The organism is Carboxydothermus islandicus, from assembly GCF_001950325.1.
GTDB classification, from domain to species: Bacteria; Bacillota; Z-2901; order Carboxydothermales; family Carboxydothermaceae; genus Carboxydothermus; species Carboxydothermus islandicus.
The window spans coordinates 1-16548 of the sequence record NZ_BDJL01000020.1 but is presented as its reverse complement, the minus strand read 5'-3'; the positions used below and the strand labels follow the sequence as shown (position 1 = coordinate 16548).

Below are 16548 nucleotides of genomic sequence, written 5' to 3'. Positions count from 1 at the left end.
ACTATTTTTATCGTTTGTTTCTTTTCCTTCTTCTCCCGTCTCCTCATACTTCTACCTTATCACCATAAGTTATCCACAGCAAGAATAAAAGCATAATTTCCTAAACAGTAAAAAAACCGGGATTTTATCCCGGCTAACTGACTTTTTTCTGAATCATTTCCTTATTTCTTTGTAAAATCGCCAGCGTCCGCATCATTTCATTCCGCATAATGGTTAACCCTTCATCAACTCCCATCCCCGGTTTTACTAAAAGCTGAGCTGGCCCAGTGGCAAGTCCCACATGAACGGTAATTTTGGCCGATACATCGGTTTCGTTACAGCTACCGCCCAAATAGGCACCGACACCCTTTTCCTTGGCATATAAAACCGCTTCGATAATTTCGTTTACCCCACCTAAATCGGGAGATTTAATTTGCACCATCCCACCGGCACCAGCATCAACAAATTCTTTAATGTCAGATAGATTATTACACCACTCGTCAGCTACAATAATTACCTGACTTCCCAAAGTAAGAAGTTTTTCCTGCAAGTAATTTAAACCTTCAATTTGCCTTTCTTTTGAGCCAAGGTCCACCGGCCCTTCGATACGTAAAGGATGGGGAGTAACCTTTTCTTCCAGTCTTGCTAAATAATCGGCTATCCGGTCTAAATTATCATTAAATACCGTTCCCAGGGTACCGTAAACGTCAAAGTGAAACACCGGCAGGTAATCGGGGTCACCCAGGGTTTTTATCCTTTGTTTTAACCACAAAGCGTATTCGGTTAAATTTTTCCCTTCCTCCCCGGTTTTGGCAGGATGGTTAAATAAACCATGGGGCAAAACATCAACCCGTTTTAAAATCATTTTATCGGCATTGGTATACCGGTCGTCCCCAGACTGGGCAAATAGCGGCACCGGATTTAAAGTAAGGTCGAGCCCATACTCTTCCGCTATTACTTCGGCCATGGTGGTACGGTTTATCTTAGCCACCGCATCTAAGAGAGCCTGAGTTAAACCGTAACGCAAAGCAGTGTGGTATTTCTTTCCCCGTTTATCGGTTAGATTAGCAAAATAGCGGGCAGCCTCCTTAAAACGAACGAGGTTATACCCTACCAATTTAGGCTTAATTTCTTCCTCAAGGATTTCTATAAAATTATCCGCTAAAAAGACCGGATCCCGACCATCTACCCCTGAATATTGTACCGCCACACAATCACCAACGGCTATTTCGCCGTTTTCCAAGAAAAGCATTATCGAAACCGCTTCTCCCCCCTGGCGCACCCGGGAAAAACCAGGGGTCACCGGTTTTCCTTTATAGGTAAAGCCATCGGCAACAGCTCCGTTCTTTATTGCCTTCTGGTCATCAAAATAAAATCCCGAACTTCCTTTAACAAAAAGAACATCTTTTATCCTCATTGCCACCGCTCCTCTTCTTGTATTTTGTATACAGTATAATTGTAACTTTATTTTAATAGATCTGCAAGTAAAAAAATCTTTTTTAAAATAAAGGAATCGGTAAGAGAATATTGAATATATATATTAATTTTGTGAAATTGGTAGCAGAAAGGAGAAACGGGATGAATGACACTTTCTTAAAAGCTTGCCGCAGGGAAAATACTCCCTACACGCCGGTGTGGCTTATGCGTCAGGCAGGACGTTATATGGCGGAATATATGGAAATAAGAAGCAAGTATTCTTTTTTGGAAATGTGTAAAACTCCCGAACTGGCTGTAGAAGTGACCCTGCAACCGGTAAGAAAGCTTGGAGTTGATGCAGCCATCTTATTTGCTGACATCCTCCTCCCTTTAGAAGGAATGGGCATTGGTTTTCGCTTTGCCAAAGACGAAGGCCCGATAATTGACAATCCGGTTAGAACCATAGATGATGTGAAAAAAGTTCGGGTGATTACTCCTGAAGAAGATGTGCCGTATGTTTTGGAGGCTATAAAAATTTTACGCCGGGAGCTTGCCGGCAAAGTACCGCTTATCGGCTTTTCCGGAGCCCCTTTCACTTTGGCCAGTTATATTATAGAAGGGGGCGGCTCCAAAAACTATGTCCGGTGTAAAAGGTTAATGTGGGAAGCGCCAGAAGCCTGGCATGAGCTTTTAGGGAAAATTGCCGAATCCACAGTCCGGTATTTAAAATCCCAAATTGCAGCAGGAGCCCAGGCGGTCCAGGTTTTTGACTCCTGGGTAGGAGCCCTTTCCCCGGAAGACTACGAAGAATATGTTTTACCCCACAGCAAATATGTTTTTGACAATTTAAAAGATACGGGAGTTCCGGTCATTCACTTTGCCAATAATGCCGGTAGTATGTTAGAATTAGTAGCTGCTGCCGGCGGCGATGTCATTGGCCTTGACTGGAGGGTAAGTCTTGACCGGGCCTGGCAAACCGTTGGTTTTGACCGGGGCGTGCAGGGTAATCTTGACCCCATAACCCTTTTTGCCCCTAAAGAAGTAATTCGCCAGAAAGTAAAGGAAATTTTAATTAAAGCCGGTAAGCGCCCGGGGCATATTTTTAACCTGGGCCATGGCATCCATAAGGAAACCCCCGTGGAAAACGCCCAATACCTGGTAGAAGTGGTCCATGAATTGAGTAGTTTAAGTTATGAACAACTTCTGGAGGCTTAAAAAATGAAAGCCGTAGTTCTGGTGGCCTTTGGCTGTCCCGATTGTTTGGAAAACATTGGACCTTTTATGGAAAGAATTTTGGGCAAAACGCCTCCGCCAGCCCTTATTGCAGCGGTTAGGAGCCGCTACGAAAAAATCGGCGGTAAATCCCCATTAACGGAAATAACCAGCCGTCAAGTCAATGCTTTAAAAACTTTACTGGATTCTGAGTTTTTAGTCGATTTTGCCTACCAGTACTGGCGGCCGGAAATCCCGGAGGTTGTTTTTAATTTGGTCCAAAAAGGGGTAAAAACTATTTATTTTCTGCCGATGTCAGCTTTTAATTCTCAGGTTTCCACCGGAGCCTATCAAAAAACTATAAAAAACTTGGAAGAAAAATTTCCGGAAATTAAATTTTATTTTAAAGGTGAACTGGCTGAAGAACCGTATTTCATAGAAGCTCACCGTCAGCTTCTAACAACGGCTCTACAACCTTTTTCCCCAAAAAACACCGGAATCATTTTTACCGCCCACAATTTGCCGAAAAAAGCTATTGATCAGGGTGATACTTATTTTGATGAGTTTTTAAGAACTGTGGAAGCAATCGCCCGGACCTTTCCTTTCCCCTGGCAATACGCCTTTCAAAGCAAGGGAAAATCGGGGGAAGAATGGTTAAAACCGGAAGTAGAAGATGTAATTATTTCCTGGCAAAACCAGGGGGTGGAAAACATTATAGTTAATCCCATCGGCTTTGTAGCCGACCATATTGAAACGCTATACGATTTAGATATCGAGCTCAAAGAAAAATTTTCCACTGTTAATATCGTGAGGCTTCCAGCTTTAAATGACCATCCTTTATTAATTAAAGCTTTACACCAGATGGTACAAAAAATGGAGGGATAAATTTGCCGGATTTCTTAGTTATAGGTGGTGGTATAACCGGACTTGCTGCTGCCTATGAGTTATTTCGCGAAGGACAGGATTTTATCTTAATTGAGGAAAATGATTATTTCGGCGGTAAAGTTAAAACTAATTTAAGAGATGGCTTTGTCATCGAAGGTGGTCCCGACTGCTTTCTCTCGGAAAAACCCCAGGTATTTCAAATTGCCCGGGAACTTAAATTTGAAGATAAAATTATCGGGACCAATGATGAATTTAAAGGTACTTATATCCTCTCCGGCGGAAGGCTCCACGAGCTACCGGAAGGACTAATGATGATGGTACCTACCAAAATAATCCCCTTTGCTTTAAGCCCTTTGATTTCCTGGCCGGGGAAAATCCGCATGGGTATGGACTTGTTTATTCCCCGGAAAAAAGATGATGAAGATGAAAGCCTTTACAGCTTTGTTACCCGACGGCTTGGCCGGGAAGCTTTAGAAAAAATCGCCGAACCTTTAATTGGTGGAATTCACGCGGGAACTCCCGAAGAAATGAGCGTTAAGGCAAGCTTTCCTCGTTTTGTAGAGATGGAAAGGAAATATGGAAGCCTTATCCGGGGGATGCTGGCGGCAAAAAAAGCTTTTTCAAATAGACCAAAAACCAAATCCAATATCACATATTTTATGAGCTTTCAAAAGGGTATGGGAGAACTTGCCGAGAATATTGTAAAAAATCTTCCCGACTACAAACTTTTTACCGGCAAAAAAGCCGTTAAAGTTACCTATCAAAAGGGAAAATACCGGACCTATTTAACTGATGGGGAAATAATTGAAAGTAAGCACGTTATCCTGGCAGTTCCCGCTTATAATGCGGCAGAACTTTTGGAAGAAGTAAATAAAGACCTGGCAGAACTTTTAGCCCAGACCGGCTTTGCCTCTTCCGCTACCATCACTTTAGCCTATAGAAAAGAAGACTGGCCTTTTAAAGTAAATACCTTTGGCTTTGTAGTTCCCAGGATAGAAAAACGACATTTAATGGCCTTAACCTACAGTTCAGTAAAATGGAGTTACCGGGTACCGGACCAAAGCTTCCTTTTAGTAAGAGCCTTTTTAGGCGGTGCCAACAATCAGGAAGATGTGTTTTTACCGGAACAGGATATGGTTAACCTTGTTTTAGCCGAAATAAAAGATATACTGGGGGTTAAGGCTAAACCCCTTTTTTACGAAATTTTCCGCTGGCCCAGGGGGATGGCCCAGTATAAGGTTGGCCATTTAGAGCGACTTGACAAAATCGAGAAGTTGGTTTTTGAAATGCCGGGACTTGCTTTAGCCGGTAGCTCCTACCGGGGAATCGGAGTTCCCGATTGTATTAAAAGCGGCCGGGAAGCAGTAAGAAATCTTTTAAATAAGTAAAAGAGGGTGCCGAACGTTACACCCTCTTTTTTCTTTAATAATTGATTTTAAGCCATTCTTTCTTCCAGTAAGGCTGAAACTTCGCTTGAAGCAAAACTTCCCATTTCCCGCATGACTTTGGTAGCAGCTTCCAGGAAAAAGGCTCCAAAAACTCCCCCTGTTCCTTCCCCAAGGCGCATCTTTAGATGAAGATAAGGGGTTAACCCCAGATATTCCATCATTAACTTATGGCCCGGTTCGTCGGATAAATGGGAGGGAAAAAGGAAGTTTTTAGCCCTTGAATTTAAGGAAACGGCCAACATAGCCGCCGCGGTAGAAATAAACCCATCGATAACTACCGGCACCCTCTTTGCTGCTGCCCCTAAAATTAAGCCGGCAAGGCCGCCAATTTCAAAACCGCCCACTTTAGCAAGGACATCAACAGCATCGTTTTTATCCGGTTGATTCACCCTTATTCCATTCTTAATAACTTCGATCTTTTTTTGCATAATTTCCGTTTTAATACCTGTCCCCCGACCAACTGCCTGTTCTACCGGAATATTCATTAAAACCGCTAAGATCGCCGCTGAAGGTGTTGTATTGCCAATCCCCATATCACCGGTGATTAAAACCTTGCTTCCTTGAGCGATTAAATCCCGGGCAACCTCTATCCCGGCCATTATAGCTTGCAGGGCTTCTTCCCGGGTCATGGCCGGGCCTACGGTAAAATCGGACGTACCGGGACGTACTTTTTTAACGATAAGTCCGGGTAAATTAAGCTCTGCCCTGACTCCCATGTCTACCACTTTAACTTCTACCCCGGTATGCCGGGATAAAACGTTAATTCCCGCTATACCTTCAAGGAAACAGCGAGTCATCTGGGCTGTAACTTCCACCGGAGCAACGCTTACCCCATGTTCGGTTATTCCATGGTCGCCGGCCATAACCACTACCGTTTTTTTCCCTAAATCCGGAGCTAACTCACCGGTTATACCGGCTAATTTGACCGCCATTTCCTCCAGGACTCCAAGGCTTCCCGGCGGTTTAATCAGGCTGTCCAAGTGCTGCTTTGCTTTTTCCATAGGCTCCGGGTAAAGCTCCCCAATTTGGTTTAAAACTTCCGTTAACATAGTTCATCTCCCCCTTCATTTATAATTTAAAAAGCCCACAGCAGTAGAACTGCTGTGGGCTTTACCATCACCCACGCTCTGCGGTATCGCCGTACCGCTAAAGCTCCACCTTTTGGCAGGTCTTCTGGCTTCCGGGTCATTGCCCTCTGATAAAACCTTCCCGCAAAAAGCAGTGGTTTTATCGGCTCTCCGGTTACAGCGGCGGGACCGCGCAGGACTTGCACCTGACTTCCCTATTCTCCCCTTTTAAGGGGCACCAAAAGGCATTTATTAAATTTTTTATTACTATTTCGCTATTTTTTTTAAAATTCCTTTTTTCGTCCATTAAATTTTTAATACGGCCAGGGATAAGTATGGTAACCGTGTTTTAACAGACAGTTTCTTAACGCAAAGCCGCCAATTAGTTGAGCCAGAGCTAAAGCGCCAAAGCCCCAGGATAAAAAGTTCCCGGTAAACAACATGTAGCCGCTAAGAAGTAGAGGGAAAAGTAAACCTACTACCAAAAAACCAATTTGAAAGTTAAATTTTTTCCACATCTCATGAAAACCGTACCGGGCTTCTACCGGGCCGTTATGGGCATGCTCGTAAAAAGCAATGAAACCTCCCAAACTCACCAGATTTGCCATAAATACTGCTAAGTTAAAAATAAATGCTAAAATCTCTGAACCCGGGCCAAAAATAGCCGGCACAGCAGAAACCGAAACCCCAAAGCTATTTATTAAAAACAAAACCGGCAAAAGCGGAGTATGCCACAGGGGCACCGACACCGGAGCAGAAATTAATCCCCCGGAAATTACCGGGAATAAGAATCCAGCAATGGCGGAAATCCCACCAAAGAAAAGTCGTAATCCCTCTAAGGCAGGAATAGAAACATAAAAAGGCAAAACATAGAAAAAGGCTCCACCAAAACTTAAAGCAATTAAAACTACGTCCCAGGAGATCCCGGAAGTTTTAATATTATTTAAAGAATAGATGGCGTTTAAAGGCCGCTCCAAGTCAAGGAAGATTAGAACCAGACCTGCTAAAGCAAAAAGCCCCATACCTATAAGCATGCCGTAATTCCCAACCGGCGACCAGCTAAACAGGTAATGCAAAATAAACGAAAGAGAAATAAACGCCCCACCAATTCCGCCCAGCAGTAAATATACCGCTAAAGGCCATTCATAAGCTTCCTGGCGTTCAAAATGCAGACTATTTTCCACTGCCATCGGCCGTCCCCCCTTTAGTAAATGTAAAAGACCTTGGGTTTGGTATTTAAATCCGGTCTTAAGGGTTTAGCAATTCCTGAAGCCACCAGTTTGGCCACTTCACTGTTGGGGTCATCTAAGTCCCCAAAAATCCTGGTATGAGCCGGACAGGTAGCCACACAAGCCGGTTCCAGACCTCTTTCTACCCGGTCAAAGCAAAAAGTACACTTGTCAATATGCACCACATTATGCTGGGATAATTCTCCGTGAATTTCCCGGTTTTTGGCAACATCATTTTTATCGTAAACGTACCGGGCTCCATAAGGGCAAGCCGCCATGCAGGCTTTACAGCCAAGACAGGTATCGTAGTTTACTAAAATGCTGCCGTTTTCATCCCGGAACGTTGCCTGGGATGGACAAATGGTTAAGCAGGCCGGCTCTTCACAGTGCATACAAATTGTCGGCACAAAATGCCGGCCGGTATTAGGATATTCCCCTTTCTCGATATCCAGCACCCGGGTGCGCCATTTATCGGACCAGTAGGGCGTCTGGTTTTCGGTGGCACAGGCAGCACTGCAAGCCTGACAACCGACACAGGTTCGAAGGTCAATTACCATTCCGTAGCGTGCCATTGTTCTCCTCCTTACTTTATTATCCTAACGGTAAATTCCTGAGACTTAAAACCGGTCACAAAAGGTTCTACTTTATACGGAACTAAATTGTTTAAAGGTATACCCATTCCCGCTGCGTTTTCTAACAGAGGGTTTTTGGTACCGAAGCTTGACGATATAAAGACGGTATCCGGCCGCACCATTTCCGTTAAGAATACTACCGCTTTCGCAGAATACTCCGGATTTTGGGCGTTTTCCAGTACCACCACATCACCATCTTTTAAGTTTAAACTCTTACCTTTTTTTCGGTTAACCCAGACCCCTAAAAACTTCCCGCCTTTTACTTTCGATAAAGCCATTAAAAGGGGGTTATTGGAGTTGGTAGAAGCATATGACACTGTCGGTACTTTACCGTAAATAAAATGAAACTCGTTGGCCGCAAGCTTTACATCTTTTGTTTCCGGCGGAATATAAACAAGTCCCGGGTCCCAGTTTTTCTGATAACCATACATCTGAACGAAACCGGCCATTAAATAGGAGTAGAACTCCAGTCGCCCGGACATGGTGGGAACCGGCAGGTGTTTTAAAAGTGTTCCATGCTCCATTAAATGTTCCTTGGTTTCTACCAAAATAACTCCTTTTTCCCGCATTTCCTGTTCGAGTTTTTCCGGTGTGGTTTTCAGCATCTTGGCATAATGTTTAAACGAAACGTTGCGCATCGCCCGGGTAAAAGTTTGTTTTCCTTCTAAGGCCTTGCCCACTTCCTGTTTAATGTCTTCAAGGTCAAAACCAGCTAAAGCCGCAACGGTAGCCATGAATTTTTCTAAGTTACCAAAGCCGATGGCAAATTCAAATAAAATATCGGTAGTACCTTTAGCCTGTTCCGGTCCATCTACCGCTTTAAACCGGGTGGTATAAGCGAGATCCGGCGATGGTCCGGCCCCGTAAATAAAGGGCTCATCCCGCTCGATATAGTTTAAGTTAGGTAAGATAACGTCCGCATATAAGGTGGTATCGGAAGGCAGCACGTCAATGGCCACTACCAGGGCCAAATTGGGATTGGTCAGAATTTCCTGCCAGCGGCGTTCGGGATAGTAATGGCGAATGGGGTTTGAAGCATTTAAAATAATTGCTTTAATGCGGTACGGCTCACCGTTAAACATTAATTTTCCTTCTACCGCCTCTTTTAAACCGTAATCGGAAAAGGCGGGAAAAACGATAGTTTCCTTACCTTCAGCTTTATCCTGCATTACCTTGGCAATAGCATAATGGGGATGACCATGATACCAGGAATTAGGATCAAAAAGGATTCCTGATGCTTTTAAGGGGAATTGGATTCCCGGAAGGTACAATACCGGGCCTTCCTCTCCGGCCTTCATTTTCTCCATCGCCAGCAGGATTTTTTCCCGGTACTCCGCCGACATTACCCAGCCGCCAACGGTATCGATACCGCCTACTAACGCTTGCAGCATTGCCTGGAGTCGCCGGGTATTAATAACGTTTTCGTAGCGAGCACCGTGCCAGCCGGGATCCATCATCGCAGGCCTAATCGTACCAAACTCCACCGCAATTCTCTCAATGGTTTCGGCGGGAATTCCGGTCTCTTCCGAAGCCCACTCGGGAGTATAAGGAGCTGATTGTTCAATTAAGAGTTCAAAAACAGTTTTTACTTTTTGACCGTTAAAGGTTATTCCTTCCGGTAAGGTTAAAACCGGTCGAATACCTCTGCCATCAACATCGGTATAATTATGGTTAAAGTAACCAGGAATTTTCCGGATTTCCCCGGAAATTTCATCGTAAACAAAAAAGGCTTTGGGGTATCCCTGCTCGTTTTGCTCCATTAAAGGTACAAACATCCCCTGATGTTCAACCATTAAAAACGGCATGTTTGTATGCTTCACCACATATTCCCGCTCAAAAAGTCCGCGCCGCAGGATAACGTGAATCATTGCTAAGAAAAAGGCACTGTCAGTTCCGGGTTTGATAGGAAGCCACTCATCAGCTTTAGCCGCCAGTTCTGAAAGCCTGGGATCCAAAACGACAATTTTTGCTCCCCGCTTCTTGGCCTCGGCCAGTCTAACCAAGCGGCTGGTAGAAGCGGCAGCAACCCCGGAATTGGTCATGGAAAAAATAATATACCTGGCATTTTCAAAATCCGCTAAAACTTCATCGTGAACGTTGAAGTTACCGGTAACCATATCGGTGCCCAAATGGCCGCTGGCCACACACTGCTGCATAGGAGCAGCCACGATGTTGGGTATACCGTTGGCTATGGCAAAGCCCAGAGCTAAGGGCATGTAGAAAACACAGGAAGTCCATCCGCCCATCATGGTAATTTCCCAGGGCATTACCTGGTGTTCCTGCATTTTCTGCATAATGTAGCTGTAAGCTTCTTCCCAGGTGGCGGGCTTAAAATTCCATTCACCCCGTTTACTTCCCGGTACACGGATTAAAGGAGTGGTCAAACGTGCTTTGTCGTAAGTCTGACGAAAACCGGCCTGTCCTCGAGCACAAGCCTTACCCCGGTTTAAAGGGCTCTTTTCATTTCCTTCAATTTTCACCGCAATTTTTTTCCCGTTAACCTCTTTTACCCCTACTTTCAGGTTACAAACGGTAGAGCAAAAGTTGCAGATTGTTGGTACCCATTCTACCTCCCGTGAAGAAGAGCCCTGCTTCTTTTTAACTTCCTCCACCTTTCTTGGATTCATGCAGCAAAAAACCCCCTTATTTTAAGCTATAAACCTTCTCTTTAAGGATACTTTATTTAATGGCTAAGAGCAAAAGGTTATTTCGTAAATTCTTGTGTATATTTTCGCTATTTCTTGTTTTTTTAACGTAAAACCCGCTTTTTCGCATTATTTTATAATATTTTTCTTACTTTACGCTATAATTAAGTAATTTAAAATTAATTTCTTTAAAAAAAATTGTTATCCCCTATTGTTAACTAAAAAAAAATGTTTTATAATACCAGAAAAATTGGTATTGTTTTTTGTAGTTCAGTAGGATGGATGGGTAGGTTAAATTGCAGGACAAAGCAGGATGGTAGGAAGGGAGAATAATTTTTTATACTCCCTTAGGGAGTTTTTTTACTTTTCACCCTTCCTCCCTGCAAAATTAAAAAAGGGAGGTTTTTTATTTATGATTGTGGTTTTTAAAAAATCCGCTACCCGCGAGCAAATTGAAGCCGTTAGAGAAAAACTTATAGCATCCGGGTTTACCCCCCATCTTTCCGAAGGGGTGGAAAGAACCATTATTGGCATTATCGGCGATAAAAGGAACTTAGCCGATTTAAACCTCGAGCTAATGCCGGGAGTTGATACTTTGGTCCCAATTTTAAAGCCCTATAAACTTGCCAGCAAAGAATTTCGGGAAAAAACGGAAATTAATGTTAAGGGGGAATCGATAGGTTCCGGTAATTTTACCATCATCGCGGGTCCCTGTGCTGTAGAAAACAGGGAAAGTTTAAAAGCAGTAGCTCAATTCTTAAAAGATAAGGGAATTAAGTTTTTACGCGGAGGTACCTTTAAACCCAGAACTTCTCCTTACTCGTTTCAGGGACTGGGCGAGGAAGGTGTACTCATTTTACAGGAAATCGGGCAGGAATACGGTCTCATTACCGTAACGGAAGTGTTAGAAGCCAAAGATGTAGAATTTGTTGCCGAGAAAATTGACATCCTCCAGGTTGGCGCTCGCAACATGCAAAACTTTGCCCTTTTAAAAGAGCTCTCCCAGGTAGAAAATCCCGTAATTTTAAAAAGAGGTTTATCCGCCACTATTGAAGAGTGGCTTTTAGCTGCCGAATATCTTTTAGCCGGTGGAAATCAAAAGGTTATCTTATGTGAACGGGGAATTAGAACTTTCGAAACTGCCACCCGTAACACCCTTGATTTAAGTGCGGTTGCTTTGGTGAAGCAATTATCACATCTCCCGGTAATCGTGGATCCCAGCCACGCCACGGGCAAAAGGGAATTAATTTTACCCTTATCCCGGGCTGCTTTAGCCCTTGGCGCCGATGGCCTGATGATAGAAGTTCATCCGGAACCGGAAAAAGCTTTATCGGATGGTCCTCAGTCTCTTAATTTTTCAGAGTTTTCCAAGCTTTTCACCGAGTTAAACTCTTTATTTCAGGTTCTGGAGGGGTTTAAATGAAGGAAATGAAAATCGGCATCGTAGGGCTTGGCCTAATAGGCGGCAGCCTTGCCCGGGCTTTTAGCTACCTCGGTTACCAGGTTTACGGTATCGATACAAATTTGCAGTACGTTGAACTTGCTTACAGGGAAAAGGTAATTGTTAATAACCATTCCGATTTAAATCTCCTGACTTCCTGTGATTTCGTTTTTTTGGCAACTCCGCCCGAAGCAACCTTAAAGCTCATCCCAACTTTAAACTTTTTAAAGCCCGAAACAATTATTACCGATACCGTTAGCATTAAGGGAGAAATTATGCAAACTGCCCGGAAAAAATTAACTCACGCCAAAAATTTTATCGGCGGTCACCCCTTAACGGGAATGGAAAGAAGAGGTTATCAGGCCGGTCACCGTTTCCTTTTTGAAAACAGTTACTATTTTTTAATTCCCGGTCCGGACACGCCCGAGGATACGGTCAACAAACTGAAAGGGCTTTTGGAGAAAATAGGAGCTCTGGTAATTGTCAGCGATGTTACAACCCACGACCGGATAACCGCCCAATTAAGCCATTTACCTCATGCCATTGCTTATTCGTTATGCCGGATGTGCCAGAAGGAAGATGACAACCAATTATTATTGAAACTTGCTGCCGGAGGCTTTCGGGATCTTACGCGCATCGCGGCCTCAAGTCCCGAACTATGGAGCGAAATCTTATTATACAATCGGGAAGAAGTGGCCAAAAGTATCGATTTATTTATAGGTGAGCTTCTTACCCTTAAAGATTTGCTTATGGCAGGAAATAGAAACGAGATCAACGCTTTTTTAAAAGAAGGTCAGGAATTCCGGATAAATTTAAACCAAAATGGCAAGGGCTATCTTTTACCCCTTTATGACCTTACCGCCAATATTCCCGATCGCCCGGGAATGCTCGCTAAAGTAACCGGGCTCTTAGCCCGTTTTAACATAAACATTAAAGACATCGAAATATTAAAAGCCCGGGAGGGCGATGGAGGAGTTTTAAAGCTTTCCTTTGCTACCTTTGAAGAGCGGCAAAAAGCTTTTTCCCTTTTAGAAAAAGAAGGTTACAGGCCGGTTTTACGGTAAGGAGGTGGAAACCTTGGAAGTAGTAAAAGGCATTCGCGGAGCAATAACCGTTCCGGAAAATTCCGGCGAGGCTATTGAACGCCAAACAAAAAAATTGCTGGCCGAAATAATGGCAAAAAATAATCTCCAAAAGGAAAAAATTATCTCCATTTTCTTTACTGCCACTCCCGATTTAAACGCCCAGTTTCCAGCTACTGCAGCACGCAAAGCCGGTCTTACAGAAATACCCCTGCTTTGTGCTCAGGAAATGGATGTGCCGGGTAGCTTAAAGAAGGTAATTCGTGTTCTCATCCTTACTTACCTACCCGAAAACCAGAAGGTACAGCACCTTTATCTTGAAGGCGCAAAAGTGTTACGTCCCGATTGTTAAAAAATAATCGCCCCTGGCAGCTCTTCTATCCGGTCATAAAATTGCTCGTAGGAAACCTCCACATCTTTTAAGCCAAAAAAGGAAGCAAATCTTTCCATGGTCTTTTTATTTAATTTATTTTTCCCTTGTATAAACTCCAAAAAATCTGCAAAAGTATTGTGAGGGGTAAGAATAGCTTCATAAATTTCCTTTAACTGCTCCCGGTCGTAATCTTCCGGCTCAAACCCGGCAATCGGATCATTGTAAAATTCATCCACCACTTTGCCGTCAGAATACAGGATAAAACTCCAGCTTTTATCACCATCCGATTCAAGGAAAAACGCTTTTGTTTGCAGTTCATAAGTTAAATCTATTATTATTTTTTCCCCTATTGAGGAATCTTCAAATAATATTGTTATCCATTCTCCCCTTTGCGGTAACATAATAACCTGAATATTTTTTTTCCTCGCTTCAATAAACTCTTTCACAAAGTTATAATCATAACTTCTAAGCTGAAAATTTTCAAAATACATTTGTGTATCACCCTTTATTTTTCGGATTTTTCTTTTTGCATAACCTTTTTTAACTTTATTTTAACTTTTTGCCCAGAGTATTATTAACATTCTCAGTGTAAATTATTACTCAGATGCCATAACCTACCCCATTAAAATACCCCTGTAAAGGGGTTTTTTATTTTATTCTCTCAGTAAAATTTCCAATATTTCGAGGTTTGCCCTTTCGTTTTGCGACGTTGCCCACCTCTCCCCTATCCGCTGAATTTTAAGAAGTTCGTTTCCGTATTCTCCGCAAATGTCAATGCCCCAAATTTGATATTTTTCTTTCAACATCGTTAACGCAGAAAGTAACTGGGATAATCTTAATTCTCCCTGCTCCCAGGAAGTAACCGCATCAAGGGGATGAAGGACATCTTTGTCTATACTTATGTAGATATCCTTAACTTTTATGCTTTTATAAAGTTCCGTTAAAAGATTGCTTTCGTTAAAATATTTTACCGGTATTATCGTGCTTTTTAATTTTTTAGATTGGGGTAAAAAAAGCATAACTTTTTCTTTAAGCGTTACCGGTAATACCCGTTTTAAACCCGAAATTTCGGTAATTCCCACCACTATTATTTGAACAACTTTTTTCAATTCGGCAACATTTAAAAGCCAGGAACCACATGAAATATATCCGGGAAAAGTAGGTAGTAAATCGGGATGGTTGTCAAAAACCACTACCGCTACTTTCTGAACCGGAATTCTTTGAATTAAGTAATAGGCAAGGTGGTGAAATTCCCCCAGGCCGCAAAAATTCACGCCATAGACGGTACCGCTAAGTTTTTGACAGACCGCCTGATAATTTTCGAGACTTGTCCAAATTTTAAAGTTATTTTCTCGGGGTAAACTGATAATTTTGGGTTTGAATTTTAGTAAAAGGTTTTCCTGGAGCGTAACGCTTCCGTCCAGGTCAATAACCCCTACATCTTTAAACACCAAACCCATTACCATCCCCCTTTTAGCTTAAGGCACGTAAAAACAATTCGGCACTGCTCCAGTTGGTGGCAATCGGCACATTATGAACGTCACATACCCGTAAAAGAGCTGTTATATCCGGCTCATGAGGCTGAGCTGTTAAGGGATCACGAAAGAAAATTACCAGTTTAATCTCTCCCGCCGCTACCATAGCTCCAATTTGCTGATCTCCCCCAAGGGGACCGGACAAAAAACGGTGTACCGTCAGACCAGTATTTTCTGAAATAATTTTCCCTGTCGTTCCGGTGGCAAAAAGTTCATGGCGGGCAAAAAACTCCCGGTAGGTTTTTACAAAATCGAGTAGATCATCTTTTTTATCATCATGGGCTATTAAGGCAACTTTCATCAAAATCCTCCTTTAACTTTTGGTAATTTTATAAATGGCAAACAAAATTAAAACAGCACCAAGGGTGGAAAGGAGCGTTAATTTTTCCCTTAAAACAAGGTATGCCACTATTACCGCTACCACCGGTTCAACCAGACTTACCACACTCATGGTAGTTGAATTTAAATACTTCAGACCTTCAAAATACAATAAAAATGGAATAACGGTTGCAAAAATAATTACATATGATATTCCTACTACATCTCTTAAGGTAAAAACCTGGTGCATTAAAGCTTTATTTGGGGGAATTAAAAGCCACCAAAAAATTGCTCCAAAAAGCCACCCATAAGCCAATACTGTCATAGGACTAAAGCGGTTTAAAACTTTTTTACCGTAAATAATATAAAAGCTTTGAGATAAAGCCGATAGCAAACCCGAAAGTAAACCCATAAAAGGTAGTCTTATCTCACCATTCTGGGTTACTATCAGAAAACTTCCTAAGAGCGACATGCCAATAGCCGTAAGTTTACTTCCGGTAATTTCTTCTGCTTTAAAAAAGATACCGTAAAGGGCTACAAATACCGGCGACAGATACTGTAAAAACACCGCAGTTGCTACATTAGTCAAGCTTATGGTATAAAAATACGTCATTTGCACCAGTGATAAACCAAAAATTCCTAAGATAAATAAGGGTACTATATCATTTTTACCGATTTTCACATTGATTTTAAAAATAAAAAGTAAAAAAAACAGCAATAGGGCACTTACGGTAAGCCTTATCTGTACCAAAACCACCGGATCTAAATTGTTAATCAATAAGTACCGGGTAACGGTACCGTTTATGCCCCACAAGGAAGTAGCCAAAATCGCTAAAACCAATCCCTTTAGCTGTTTGTTCTCCCCCACTCCCAAAACCTCCGTTTTTAAAATTAATTATACCATTTCTTTATTTAAAAAAGACAATAAAAAAAGGTGGCTTTTCGGCCACCGGTGGAGGGATTTAAAGAACAGCCCCGCTTTTTGCCTGTCTTTTTCCTCCAAAAGCTCTTATTTGTTTTTTAAAAACTTTTAAAACCCTTTCTTTAGTTTTCCGACATCCCTTACTTGTTTGTTGCCCTTTTTTCTGCCAGCATTAAAACCCCATTATTTGCTTCCATATCAGCTTTAACTACTACCCATCGTTATCTTAAATTAGAGCTTCCTGTTCTTTTAAAACTTTAGCTTATACCGCCTAAGTTCCCTTGCAAGAACTAAAGCGGGAGCTGTTTTTTAAATTCAGGGACATTTATCGGGAGGAGGGGATTGGGAGTGGGGAGGGGGGGAC

15 protein-coding genes and 1 riboswitch are annotated in these 16548 nt (G+C 42.5%); of the genes, 6 read left to right on the top strand and 9 right to left on the bottom strand.

What is annotated here, in order from left to right:
- Positions 1-133 precede the first annotated feature (133 nt).
- Positions 134-1396, bottom strand: a complete 1263-nt coding sequence (locus ciss_RS04380; RefSeq protein ID WP_075865086.1) for a methylaspartate ammonia-lyase — start codon at positions 1394-1396, stop codon at positions 134-136.
- Positions 1397-1557: 161 nt separating this feature from the next.
- Between ciss_RS04380 and hemE the strand changes: the two genes are divergently transcribed.
- Genes hemE through hemG form a run of 3 tightly spaced genes read left to right on the top strand, consistent with a single transcriptional unit; the run spans position 1558 to position 4880 of the window.
- Positions 1558-2610, top strand: a complete 1053-nt coding sequence (gene hemE, locus ciss_RS04375; protein WP_075865085.1) for a uroporphyrinogen decarboxylase — start codon at positions 1558-1560, stop codon at positions 2608-2610.
- Between the two features lie 3 nt (positions 2611-2613).
- Positions 2614-3492 (top strand): ferrochelatase, encoded by an 879-nt coding sequence (gene hemH / locus ciss_RS04370; RefSeq protein ID WP_075865084.1) that lies wholly within the window; start codon positions 2614-2616, stop codon positions 3490-3492.
- Between the two features lie 2 nt (positions 3493-3494).
- Positions 3495-4880 (top strand): protoporphyrinogen oxidase, encoded by a 1386-nt coding sequence (gene hemG, locus ciss_RS04365; RefSeq protein ID WP_075865083.1) that lies wholly within the window; start codon positions 3495-3497, stop codon positions 4878-4880.
- A gap of 47 nt (positions 4881-4927) precedes the next feature.
- Here the strand turns inward: hemG and cobT are convergent, their stop codons facing one another.
- The 4 genes from cobT to ciss_RS04345 all read right to left on the bottom strand — a co-directional run bounded on the left by cobT (position 4928) and on the right by ciss_RS04345 (position 10495).
- Positions 4928-5989 carry a nicotinate-nucleotide--dimethylbenzimidazole phosphoribosyltransferase gene (cobT, locus tag ciss_RS04360; protein ID WP_075865082.1) on the bottom strand — a complete coding sequence of 354 codons (1062 nt, stop codon included), beginning with the start codon at positions 5987-5989 and terminating at the stop codon, positions 4928-4930.
- A 97-nt stretch (positions 5990-6086) separates the two neighbouring features.
- A riboswitch (cobalamin riboswitch) is annotated at positions 6087-6265 on the bottom strand.
- 56 nt (positions 6266-6321) lie between these two features.
- A complete protein-coding gene (gene nrfD, locus ciss_RS04355; protein WP_075865081.1) occupies positions 6322-7197 on the bottom strand; it encodes an NrfD/PsrC family molybdoenzyme membrane anchor subunit in 876 nt (291 codons plus the stop codon).
- Between the two features lie 14 nt (positions 7198-7211).
- Positions 7212-7808, bottom strand: a complete 597-nt coding sequence (locus tag ciss_RS04350; RefSeq protein ID WP_075865080.1) for a 4Fe-4S dicluster domain-containing protein — start codon at positions 7806-7808, stop codon at positions 7212-7214.
- An 11-nt stretch (positions 7809-7819) separates the two neighbouring features.
- Positions 7820-10495 carry a molybdopterin-dependent oxidoreductase gene (locus ciss_RS04345; RefSeq protein ID WP_075865079.1) on the bottom strand — a complete coding sequence of 892 codons (2676 nt, stop codon included), beginning with the start codon at positions 10493-10495 and terminating at the stop codon, positions 7820-7822.
- Between the two features lie 430 nt (positions 10496-10925).
- Between ciss_RS04345 and aroF the strand changes: the two genes are divergently transcribed.
- From aroF to aroH, 3 genes are read left to right on the top strand one after another with little or no spacing between them, the layout of a single operon-like run.
- Positions 10926-11936 (top strand): 3-deoxy-7-phosphoheptulonate synthase, encoded by a 1011-nt coding sequence (gene aroF / locus ciss_RS04340; RefSeq protein WP_075865087.1) that lies wholly within the window; start codon positions 10926-10928, stop codon positions 11934-11936.
- Positions 11933-13018: a prephenate dehydrogenase gene (locus tag ciss_RS04335; RefSeq protein WP_075865078.1), complete on the top strand. Its 1086-nt coding sequence runs from the start codon at positions 11933-11935 to the stop codon at positions 13016-13018. The genes aroF and ciss_RS04335 overlap by 4 nt, the downstream gene beginning before the upstream one ends.
- A gap of 4 nt (positions 13019-13022) precedes the next feature.
- On the top strand, positions 13023-13388 hold the full coding sequence (gene aroH / locus ciss_RS04330) for a chorismate mutase (RefSeq protein ID WP_077177440.1): 366 nt from the start codon (positions 13023-13025) through the stop codon (positions 13386-13388).
- Here the strand turns inward: aroH and ciss_RS04325 are convergent.
- The 4 genes from ciss_RS04325 to ciss_RS04310 form a co-directional block, all read right to left on the bottom strand.
- Positions 13385-13900, bottom strand: a complete 516-nt coding sequence (locus ciss_RS04325) for a hypothetical protein (protein WP_075865076.1) — start codon at positions 13898-13900, stop codon at positions 13385-13387. The genes aroH and ciss_RS04325 overlap by 4 nt on opposite strands.
- Positions 13901-14062: 162 nt before the next feature.
- Positions 14063-14869 carry an arginase family protein gene (locus tag ciss_RS04320; RefSeq protein ID WP_075865075.1) on the bottom strand — a complete coding sequence of 269 codons (807 nt, stop codon included), beginning with the start codon at positions 14867-14869 and terminating at the stop codon, positions 14063-14065.
- 13 nt (positions 14870-14882) lie between these two features.
- Positions 14883-15245: a methylglyoxal synthase gene (mgsA, locus tag ciss_RS04315; RefSeq protein ID WP_075865074.1), complete on the bottom strand. Its 363-nt coding sequence runs from the start codon at positions 15243-15245 to the stop codon at positions 14883-14885.
- A 12-nt stretch (positions 15246-15257) separates the two neighbouring features.
- A complete protein-coding gene (locus ciss_RS04310) occupies positions 15258-16130 on the bottom strand; it encodes a DMT family transporter (RefSeq protein WP_075865073.1) in 873 nt (290 codons plus the stop codon).
- Between the last annotated feature and the right edge of the window lie 418 nt (positions 16131-16548).

Bases quoted from the DNA above. Each gene is read 5' to 3' on its own strand.
- ciss_RS04380 (WP_075865086.1), bottom strand. From the start codon at position 1,396: ATGAGGATAAAAGATGTTCTTTTTGTTAAAGGAAGTTCGGGATTTTAT.
- hemE (WP_075865085.1), top strand. From the start codon at position 1,558: ATGAATGACACTTTCTTAAAAGCTTGCCGCAGGGAAAATACTCCCTAC.
- hemH (WP_075865084.1), top strand. From the start codon at position 2,614: ATGAAAGCCGTAGTTCTGGTGGCCTTTGGCTGTCCCGATTGTTTGGAA.
- cobT (WP_075865082.1), bottom strand. From the start codon at position 5,989: ATGTTAACGGAAGTTTTAAACCAAATTGGGGAGCTTTACCCGGAGCCT.
- nrfD (WP_075865081.1), bottom strand. From the start codon at position 7,197: ATGGCAGTGGAAAATAGTCTGCATTTTGAACGCCAGGAAGCTTATGAA.
- ciss_RS04350 (WP_075865080.1), bottom strand. From the start codon at position 7,808: ATGGCACGCTACGGAATGGTAATTGACCTTCGAACCTGTGTCGGTTGT.
- ciss_RS04345 (WP_075865079.1), bottom strand. From the start codon at position 10,495: ATGAATCCAAGAAAGGTGGAGGAAGTTAAAAAGAAGCAGGGCTCTTCT.
- aroF (WP_075865087.1), top strand. From the start codon at position 10,926: ATGATTGTGGTTTTTAAAAAATCCGCTACCCGCGAGCAAATTGAAGCC.
- ciss_RS04335 (WP_075865078.1), top strand. From the start codon at position 11,933: ATGAAGGAAATGAAAATCGGCATCGTAGGGCTTGGCCTAATAGGCGGC.
- ciss_RS04325 (WP_075865076.1), bottom strand. From the start codon at position 13,900: ATGTATTTTGAAAATTTTCAGCTTAGAAGTTATGATTATAACTTTGTG.
- ciss_RS04320 (WP_075865075.1), bottom strand. From the start codon at position 14,869: ATGGGTTTGGTGTTTAAAGATGTAGGGGTTATTGACCTGGACGGAAGC.
- mgsA (WP_075865074.1), bottom strand. From the start codon at position 15,245: ATGAAAGTTGCCTTAATAGCCCATGATGATAAAAAAGATGATCTACTC.